The following is a 9,216-nucleotide window of genomic DNA, read 5'->3' on the forward strand; positions in this document are numbered from 1 at the left end:
GCCAATCAGAAAGGCGGGGTCGGCAAGACCACCACCACCGTGGCCCTGGGCGGCCTTGCCGCCGAGCAGGGTCGGCGCGTATTGCTGCTGGACCTGGATCCGCACGGTTCTCTGAGCACCTATTTCCGTCAAGATCCTGACACGGCGCGCAGCAGCGTATTTACGTTGTTTGAAGAGCGCAAACAGCTGTATCCCGAGCGGGTCAAACAGCTGATCCAGAAAACCGATTTCGATAACCTGGACCTGTTGCCCTCGGCTACGGCACTGGCGACACTGGAGCGCCATGCGGTTGGACAGGAGGGTATGGGGCTGGTGCTGACCCGCGCCCTGGCTCAGGTGTATGACGACTATGATCTGGTGCTGGTGGACACCCCGCCCTTGCTCGGGGTGCTGATGATCAATGCGCTCGCCGCTGCCCACCGCCTGGTAATGCCGGTGCAGACCGAGTTTCTGGCGCTGAAAGGGTTGGAGCGGATGGTGAATACCCTGGAGATGATGAGTCGGTCTCGAAAGCGGCCGCTGGAATACCATGTGGTGCCGGTGATGTTCGATCGCCGTACTCAGGCTTCGGTCAGCAGCCTGCTGACCATCCGCAATACCTACCCGACTCAGGTCTGGCCCGGAATGATTCCGGTCGACACCAAGTTTCGGGACGCCAGTAAGGCGGGCGTGCCGCCACACCTGTTCGAGCCGGACAGTCGGGGTGTGGACGCTTATCGGTCCCTGTACAAGTGGTTGTTGAAGAAAGAGCCCTCGACGGCCAGTGTTGCCGCAGGGAGTGCGACATGAGCCGGATGTCAAAGGATCCGCAGGGGCTTTTGCAGGCCTATTTAGATGATCTGCTGACGGTGCCGGAAGAGCCTCCCTATGCCGATCCGGTGGAGGAGCAGCGCGAGCGGCTGCAGAAGTTGCTATACAGCGCTGCCACGCCCCTGAAAGCCAGCAGCACAGCCTCTGTGCAAACGCCGACCCGGCCCGCTCAATCGCACAGTATTGCGCAGCCGGTCGTGGTCGAGCCCAAACTCAAGCCCGAGGTGTCCGCGCCGACCATCGAACCTACAACCGACGCTCCAGAGGCGAGGACGACGCCAGAACCTCGGGTCAAGTTGGCCGAACCGCTGGTTCCCAAAGCTGATACTGCTGAAACGGTGCCATCCTCTGCAGCACCGGACTTGATGCCCGAGCCGGAAGTCGGACAATTCCGCTTGAAAGACGTCGAATGGCTGGCCAACGGACGTCCCGCCTGGGCTCAGGAGCGGTTCGATGTGCTGTTGTTCAAAGTGTCGGGTTTGACCCTGGCGGTGCCGCTGATCGCCCTGGGACAGATTCAGCCGCTGACCGATGAGCTGACACCGCTGTTCGGACAGGCGGACTGGTTTATGGGGCTGCTGCCGACTCCGACCGGCAAAATACGCACGGTCAACACGGCGCGGTTTGTCATGCCGGAGCGCTATGACGAGCGGTTTATTGAAACCGCCGAGTATGTGATCTCTATCGACGGAGTGCCTTGGGGGTTGGCCGTGGATTCGGTCAACCAGCCCATCAGCCTGGACCCAGAGGATGTCAAGTGGCGCACCGAACGCAGCCGGCGTCCCTGGTTGGCGGGAACGGTTAAAGAACACATGTGCGCGCTACTGGATATTCCGCGTATCGGCCAGTTGCTGATGGAGGCGGATCGCAAACGGGCCTGAGGTGTCCGTCGCGAAGTGCCGGAAACGCGCAGCGAACCGACGTGATATCAGCTATAGTGCGTTTCAATGCATAATGACGAAAAGTAAGAATGATTGAGGATTTGATGTATGGCGACTGAGACAAAAAGCAGCAGGAAGAACAAAGATGGGGATGATCAGGTTCTGCAGTGGGTGACCTTCCGGTTGGACGGCGAGACGTACGGTATTAACGTCATGCAGGTGCAGGAAGTGCTCCGCTATTCCGAAATTGCGCCGGTGCCGGGTGCGCCTCCCTATGTGCTTGGCATCATCAATTTGCGCGGCAACGTGGTCACGGTGATCGATACCCGTCATCGGTTCGGTCTGGCCGACGGGGAAGTCACGGACAATACCCGCATTGTGATTATCGAAACGGATAACCACGTGATCGGCATCATGGTCGATAGTGTGGCGGAAGTGGTGTATCTGAATCAGTCCGAGATTGAAACCGCGCCCAATGTCGGCAATGAAGAGAGTGCCAAGTTTATTCAGGGCGTGTGCCACAAGAACGACGAGCTGTTGATCCTGATTGACCTGAACAAGCTGCTCACCAACGAAGAGTGGGCCGAGCTGGACGAGATTTAACGGATGAACTGGATGCTGCTGGCCATTGGTTTGAGTCTGGTGTTGAGCGTTGTGGCGATGGCGGTCGCCCTGGTGGCGCTGCGGGCCAGCCACCGCCAGTTGGATCAGGTACGCTCCAGTCATCGTCGTCTGGAAAGTGAGTTGGCGGTGTCCAATAGCGCCGCCATTGGCATGGGCAATCGCCTGATCGCCATGGAAAAGCGCCTGGCCCAGGGCGCAGGCGGATCGCCCGACGCACCAACGGAGCAGCCCTACACCGAAGCCAATCAATTGTTCCGCATGGGTGTCAGCGTCGAAGAAGTGGCGCGCCGCTGCGGCCTGTCCCGTGCCGAAGCCTCGCTCCTGCAAGCCATGCAGGAACACCGATAAAGCTGTCGCGCGCTATCTGTAGGGCGGATCGGTCCGACGCTTCGGAGCGTCCGTAGGGCGGATAAGGCCGCAGGCCGCATCCGCCGTAACACCCCTTCGCTTCACCTACGGCGTAAAAATCTCCCCATTCACGCCCACAGAATCTTCCCCCATCAGATACAGATACAACGGCATATGCGACTCGGGCGTCGGCAGGGTGCGCGGATCTTCGGCCGGGTAGGCCGCCGCCCGCATCCGGGTGCGGGTGGCGCCGGGGTTGATGCTGTTGGCCCGGATCGGCAAGGCACCGTCCAGCTCTTCCGACAGGGTCTGCATCAGGTTGTCCTGAGCCGCCTTGGAAGCCGCGTAGCCCCCCCAGTAAGCGCGGCCTTTCCGGGCGACGCCGGAACTGGTAAACACAATACTGGCGTTTCCGGATTGCTCCAGCAGCGGCAATAGCGCCTGAGTCAGCATGAAAGGCGCGTTGACATTGATCTGCATCACCCGCAGCCAGGTGTCGGTGGCGTAATTGGCAATGGGCGTTCGCTCACCCAGGTCGCTAGCGTTGTGCAGAATCCCGTCGAGCTTGCCGAACTCCTGATACAGGGTGTCGGACAGATCGCGATAGTCTTTTTCGGTGGCACCTTCGAGGTTCATGGGGTAAATCGCGGGCTGGGGACCACCGGCCTGTTCAATTTCATCGTAGACTTTTTCCAGCTTGGCCATGGTGCGCCCGAGTAATACCACCGTGGCCCGATGTTCGGCGAAGGTTTTCGCCGCGACCCGTCCTATACCGTCCCCGGCGCCGGTGACCAGAATGATTTTATCCTTGAGCAGGCTGGGGGCGGGTTGGTAATTGTCCGGTAGTGTCATAGTTCAACTCTTTTCGGTGTAACGCTCGGTGTTGATCGGTTGGGTGTTGACCGATAGCGCCAATGCTTATCGGAGCAGCGTGTCCAGAATGGGCAGAATCTCCCGGCCGTGGTCCACGCGGTAGTCCGCGCCCCAGGCGTCGACATCGTCCCCGTCTTCAATGTAGCCATAGGCGGCGGCGATGGTGATGGCGCCGGCCTGTCGGCCGCATTCGATATCGCGCCGATGATCGCCAACATACAGAATATGCTCGGGTTCACAGCCCAGATGCTTGGCGGCCAGAAACAGTGACTCCGGGTGTGGTTTGCGCTCGGTGACGTGGTCCGGGCAGATGATGCTCTGGGGGGCGGGCTGTAGATCCAACTGCTCCATGAGGGGCAGGGTGTAGGCCGCCGGTTTGTTGGTCGCTACGCCCCAAGGAATCTGCCGTTCGCCGAGAACCTGCAACAGGGTTTGCAGGCCGGGGAACAGCGCGGTGTGCACCGCCAGGTGATCGCTGTAAAGCGCCAGAAGCCGGGTCCGTAGGGTCTCGAAATCCGGGTGGCCCGGCTCGACGCCAAAGGCGAGTTCAACCAGGGCCCGGGCGCCGTTGGACACGCTGCGCCGGATGGTGGCGTCGGCCAGGGGCGGGTGGTCGTACTCAGCCAGGAGCCGGTTTACGACAACCACAAAGTCGGGCGCGGTATCCAGTAAAGTGCCATCCAGATCGAACATCACGGCGCGAATTGGAAGGTGCTCAATCGTTGAGCTTTTCTCGGACTTTTTGGTCATCGGTCAGCCCACCTGGCGGGCGTGCAGCAGGTAGTTGACGCTGACATCGTTCGGGTCCAGCTTGTAGGTCTTGGTCAGCGGGTTGTACGTCATCCCGGTCAGGGTTTTCAACTCGAGGCTGGCTGCCCGCATCCAGCGCGACAGCTCGGACGGGCGGATGAACTTTCGGTAGTCGTGGGTGCCTTTCGGCAGCAGCTTGAGCAGGTACTCGGCGCCCACAATGGCAAACACATAGGCTTTGGGGTTGCGGTTGATGGTCGAGAAATAGACGTGGCCACCAGGCTTGACCAGAGTGGCGCAGGCGCGGATCACCGAGGCCGGGTCCGGCACATGCTCGAGCATCTCCAGGCAGGTGACGATATCGTATTGACCAGCGTCCTGTTCGGCGAGAGCCTCGGCGGTGATCTGGCGGTAATCGATGGTCAATCCCGACTCCTGGGCATGCAGCCGGGCGACCCCCAGGGGAGCTTCGCCCATATCAATGCCGGTCACCTCGGCGCCGCGTTGGGCCAGGGCTTCGCTCAAAATGCCGCCACCGCAGCCCACGTCCAGCACCTTGCGGCCGGCGACCGGAGAGTGTTCGTCGATAAAGTTGGCGCGCAGCGGATTGATGTCGTGAAGAGGTTTGAATTCGCTCTCGCGATCCCACCAGCGGCTGGCCAGGGCCTCAAATTTGGCGACTTCAGCCGCGTCGACATTGCTCATGTTTGATCTCCGCTTAATGTTGTCCCTTGATCTGCTTGGCCCACCAGCGGGCCTTACCGATCAATTCGCGTTCATTCAGGGTCTGCAGCTGGCGACTGAGTAGCAGGGCCTTGCCGGCCACCCAGACGTGGCTGACCTTGTGGCCGCAGTTGGTGTATACCAGTTGCGATACCGGGTGATATACGGGTTGCGAAGGCAAATCGCTCAACTCGATGGCGGTGATATCCGCCGACTTGCCCACCTCCAGGCTGCCGATGTGCTCGTCCAGCCCAAGGGCGCGCGCGCCGTTGAGGGTGGCCATACGCAGGGCGCTGTGGGCATCCAGAGCGTCGGCCCGACCGGCCACCGCTTTGGCCAGCAGGGCGGCGGTCTTCATTTCGCTCAGCAGGTCCAGGTCATTGTTGCTGGCGGCGCCGTCGGTGCCCAGGGCGACGTTGATGCCCTCGTCCAGCAAACGCTGTGCGGGGCAGAAGCCGCTGGCCAGCTTGAGGTTGGACTCGGGGCAGTGAACCACCTGTGCGCCGCTGTCCCGGATCAGTTCGATATCGCCCTCGTCCACCTGGGTCATGTGCACGCACTGGGTCAGGGGCGACAAGAGCCCGAGCTCGGCCAGTCGTTGGATGGGGCGCTTACCATACTGCTCAATGGAGTCACTGACTTCCTGGGCGGTTTCGTGCAGATGAATATGGATCGGGGCGTCCAGCTCCTGGGCCAGAGTGGCGATGCGGGTCAGAGGTTCGTCCGAGAGGGTGTAGGGGGCGTGGGGCCCAAAACCGATCCGGACCAGTTCGCTGGCGCGAAAATCGTCGTGCAGGGCCAACCCCTTGCGGAAATAATCTTCCGGGCCCTGGCCCCAGGCGCTGGGGGCGTCAAACACCGGAAAATTGACCTGGGCCCGCATGTGGGCCTGCTGGGCCGCCTGCGCCACCTGCTCGGGGAAAAAGTACATGTCGCTGAAGCAGGTGGTGCCGGAGCGGATCATTTCGGCCATGGCCAGTTCCGTGCCGTCGCGCACCATATCCTCGCTGAGCCACTGGTCCTCGGCGGGCCAGATATGGCCCTCCAGCCACTGTTTCAGGGGCAGATCGTCGGCATAGCCCCGCAGCAGGCTCATGGCCGCGTGGCCGTGGGCATTGACCAGGCCGGGGATCAGGAGGTGGTTGCCCAGGAAGATTTCCTGTTGGGCGTCGTAGCGTTTGTCGGCTTCTTCCTGGGGTACCAGGGCCTGAATGACGCCTTTATCGACGACCAGGGCACAGTGCTCAAACACCCGGTTTTCCGGCACCACGGGCGCAATCCAGCGGGCTTTGATGATCAGGCTGACGGTTTGCGGGGCTGACATAAAAGGAATCCTGAATACAACTTTGTCCAAAGGCCGCCAGTATACTCTTATTGGCCCTTGGCATGCAGGCCCTCTTCGCTCGAAAAACGCCCTGAAATCACCCCCTTAGCCGGTTTTTATGGTAGTATTCCGCCCTTTGTGCGGCAGCCTGGATACTGCCCCGACAGGCCCCAGAGGGCCCGTTGGGCACGGCTCAGGGGGCTTTATCGGCCTCTCTGGTAAGGGTTGCTTCTCCGACGTTTGATAATAAGGAACTCAGCGAGTCCATGGGCGAATTAGCGAAAGAAGTTTCACCCGTCAACATCGAAGACGAACTCAAACAGTCCTATCTCGACTACGCGATGAGCGTAATTGTGGGGCGGGCCCTGCCGGATGTGCGCGATGGCCTCAAGCCGGTGCACCGGCGCGTTCTGTTCGCCATGAGCGAGCTCAAGAACGACTGGAACAAGCCCTACCTCAAGTCGGCCCGTGTGGTCGGTGACGTCATCGGTAAATACCACCCGCACGGCGACTCGGCGGTGTACGACACCGTGGTGCGTATGGCTCAGCCGTTCTCCCTGCGCTATATGCTGGTGGACGGGCAGGGCAACTTCGGTTCCATCGACGGCGACAGCGCCGCCGCCATGCGTTATACCGAAGTGCGCATGGCCAAAATCGCCCACGACCTGCTGGCGGACCTGGACAAGGAAACCGTCGATTACGTCGACAACTACGACGGCACCGAGCGCATCCCCGATGTGCTGCCCACCCGTATTCCCAACCTGTTGGTCAACGGCTCCTCCGGCATTGCTGTGGGCATGGCCACCAATATTCCGCCCCACAACCTGAAAGAAGTGGTCCGTGGTTGTCTGGCGCTGATAGACGACGAAGACATCAGTATTGATGACCTGATGGAGCACATCCCCGGGCCGGACTTCCCAACGGGGGCGATCATCAACGGCCGCGCCGGTATCGTACAGGCTTACCGCACCGGCCGTGGTCGTATCTACGTGCGCGCCAAAGCGGAAGTGGAAGAAGATCCGAAAACCGGTCGCGAGACCATCGTGGTGCACGAGATTCCCTACCAGGTGAACAAGGCGCGTCTGATCGAGAAGATCGCCGAGCTGGTCAAGGACAAAAAGATCGACGGCATCAGCGAATTGCGCGATGAGTCGGACAAGGATGGCCTGCGCATCGTGATCGAGGTCAAGCGCAACGAGTCCGGCGAAGTCCTGCTCAACAACCTCTACGCCCAGACCCAGCTGCAGACCGTGTTCGGTATCAACATGGTGGCGCTGGTGGATGGCCAACCGAAGCTGTTGAACCTCAAGCAACTGCTCGAAGCCTTCGTCCGTCACCGCCGTGAAGTGGTGACCCGTCGGACCGTGTACCTGCTGCGCAAGGCGCGCGAGCGGGGGCATATTCTCGAAGGTCTGGCGATGGCCATCGCCAACATCGACCCGGTGATCGAGTTGATCAAAGCCTCGCCGTCACCGGCCGAAGCGAAAGAAGGGCTGATGGCCCGGGGTTGGGATATCAGTCAGATGTCCGCCTTCCTGGAACGGGCGGGCGACGACGCCTGCAAGCCGGAAGATCTGGGCAAAGAATTTGGCGTGCACGACGGCGCCTATTACCTGTCGGCCGCCCAGGCGCAAGCGATTCTGGATCTGCGCCTGCACCGCCTGACCGGCATGGAGCACGACAAGCTGCTGTCCGAATACGAAGAGAAGCTCGAGCAGATCGCCGGCTTCCTGGATATTCTGAACCGTCCCGAGCGTCTGCTGGAAGTCATCCGCGAAGAGCTTGAGCAGGTGATGACCGATTACGGCGACGACCGTCTGACCGAAATTACCGCCTCTACGTTGGATCTGACCACCGAAGACCTGATTGCCGAGGAAAACCGGGTGGTGACCATTTCCCATAATGGTTATGCCAAAACCCAGCCGCTGGACGATTACCAATCCCAGCGTCGAGGTGGTATGGGCAAATCGGCCACGGCGGTGAAGGATGAGGACTTTGTTGAACACCTGCTGATCGCCAGCACCCACGACACCATTTTGTGTTTCACCAATGCCGGTAAAGTCTACTGGCTCAAGGTGTACATGATTCCGGTGGCAGGGCGTCAGTCCCGTGGGCGTCCGGTGGTGAACCTGTTGCCGCTGGAAAGTGACGAGCGGATCACCTCGATTCTGCCCGTCAAGAATTACGACGCGGATCATTTCATCTTCATGGCCACCCGTCGCGGTACGGTCAAGAAAACGCCGCTGGATCAGTTCTCCCGTCAGCGCAGCGTCGGCCTGAAAGCCATCGAGCTGGATGAAGGTGATTCGCTGGCGTTTACCGCCATTACCAATGGTGACTGCGATGTGATGCTGTTCTCCAGTAGCGGTAAAACTGTGCGCTTCAAAGAGTCCACCGTACGCTCCATGGGCCGTGTGTCACGTGGTGTGCGCGGTATTCGTATGGACGACGAGTATCAGGTGGTTGGCATGGTGATTCCGCAGGAGGGCGGTAAAGTGCTGACGGTCAGTGAACACGGCTATGGTAAGCGCACCCCGGTGGAAGAGTTCCCCACCAAAGGGCGCGGTGCCCAGGGCGTGATCGGCATGCAGACCACCGATCGTAACGGCTCGGTNNATAGTGGGCGCCGTGCAGGTGCTCGACGGCGAAGAGATCATGATGATCACCGACATGGGCACGCTGGTGCGCACGCGAGTGGACGAAGTTTCGGTATTGAGCCGAAACACCCAGGGTGTCCGTCTGATTCGCCTGAAAGAAGGTGAGCACGTCAAAGGCGTGGAGCGCATCGAAGAAGACGAAGAAAGCGGCGAGTCCCTGGTAGAGGACGACGCCGAAAACTGATGCACCTGTCACGGTACGTGTAGGGCGGGTAAGGCCAAAGGC

General features: G+C 60.5%; 8 protein-coding genes and 1 pseudogene. 5 read left to right on the forward strand and 4 right to left on the reverse strand.

From position 1 onward, the window contains the following. The 4 genes from B3520_RS11070 to B3520_RS11085 all read left to right on the forward strand — a co-directional run. The coding region (locus B3520_RS11070; RefSeq protein ID WP_286876054.1) for a ParA family protein at positions 1–789 on the forward strand (789 nt) is incomplete at its 5' end. Continuing rightward, complete coding sequence (locus B3520_RS11075; RefSeq protein WP_414673669.1) at positions 786–1,691, forward strand: chemotaxis protein CheW; 906 nt, start codon at positions 786–788, stop codon at positions 1,689–1,691. The genes B3520_RS11070 and B3520_RS11075, both read left to right, overlap by 4 nt. A 108-nt stretch (positions 1,692–1,799) precedes the next feature. Then, a complete protein-coding gene (locus tag B3520_RS11080; RefSeq protein ID WP_286876056.1) occupies positions 1,800–2,294 on the forward strand; it encodes a chemotaxis protein CheW in 495 nt (164 codons plus the stop codon). A 3-nt stretch (positions 2,295–2,297) separates the two neighbouring features. Then, the gene (locus B3520_RS11085) at positions 2,298–2,663 is read left to right on the forward strand and encodes a DUF2802 domain-containing protein (RefSeq protein WP_123637232.1); all 366 of its coding nucleotides are present in this window, start codon (positions 2,298–2,300) and stop codon (positions 2,661–2,663) included. Between the two features lie 105 nt (positions 2,664–2,768). Here the strand turns inward: B3520_RS11085 and B3520_RS11090 are convergent, their stop codons facing one another. The 4 genes from B3520_RS11090 to B3520_RS11105 all read right to left on the reverse strand — a co-directional run bounded on the left by B3520_RS11090 (position 2,769) and on the right by B3520_RS11105 (position 6,333). Beyond that, the gene (locus B3520_RS11090; RefSeq protein ID WP_286804697.1) at positions 2,769–3,515 is read right to left on the reverse strand and encodes a YciK family oxidoreductase; all 747 of its coding nucleotides are present in this window, start codon (positions 3,513–3,515) and stop codon (positions 2,769–2,771) included. 66 nt (positions 3,516–3,581) lie between these two features. Next, positions 3,582–4,286, reverse strand: a complete 705-nt coding sequence (locus B3520_RS11095) for an HAD-IA family hydrolase (protein WP_286804695.1) — start codon at positions 4,284–4,286, stop codon at positions 3,582–3,584. A gap of 3 nt (positions 4,287–4,289) precedes the next feature. Continuing rightward, positions 4,290–4,991 carry a bifunctional 2-polyprenyl-6-hydroxyphenol methylase/3-demethylubiquinol 3-O-methyltransferase UbiG gene (gene ubiG / locus B3520_RS11100; RefSeq protein ID WP_286876057.1) on the reverse strand — a complete coding sequence of 234 codons (702 nt, stop codon included), beginning with the start codon at positions 4,989–4,991 and terminating at the stop codon, positions 4,290–4,292. Positions 4,992–5,004: 13 nt separating this feature from the next. Next, positions 5,005–6,333 (reverse strand): TRZ/ATZ family hydrolase, encoded by a 1,329-nt coding sequence (locus tag B3520_RS11105; protein ID WP_286804692.1) that lies wholly within the window; start codon positions 6,331–6,333, stop codon positions 5,005–5,007. A 266-nt stretch (positions 6,334–6,599) separates the two neighbouring features. On the opposite strand from B3520_RS11105, the pseudogene gyrA reads away from it, so the two are divergent. Continuing rightward, positions 6,600–9,174: pseudogene (gene gyrA / locus B3520_RS11110) on the forward strand (DNA gyrase subunit A). Positions 9,175–9,216: the final 42 nt, after the last annotated feature.

It is taken from the genome of Marinimicrobium sp. UBA4509 (assembly GCF_002388575.1).
Classification (GTDB): domain Bacteria; phylum Pseudomonadota; class Gammaproteobacteria; order Pseudomonadales; family Cellvibrionaceae; genus Marinimicrobium; species Marinimicrobium koreense.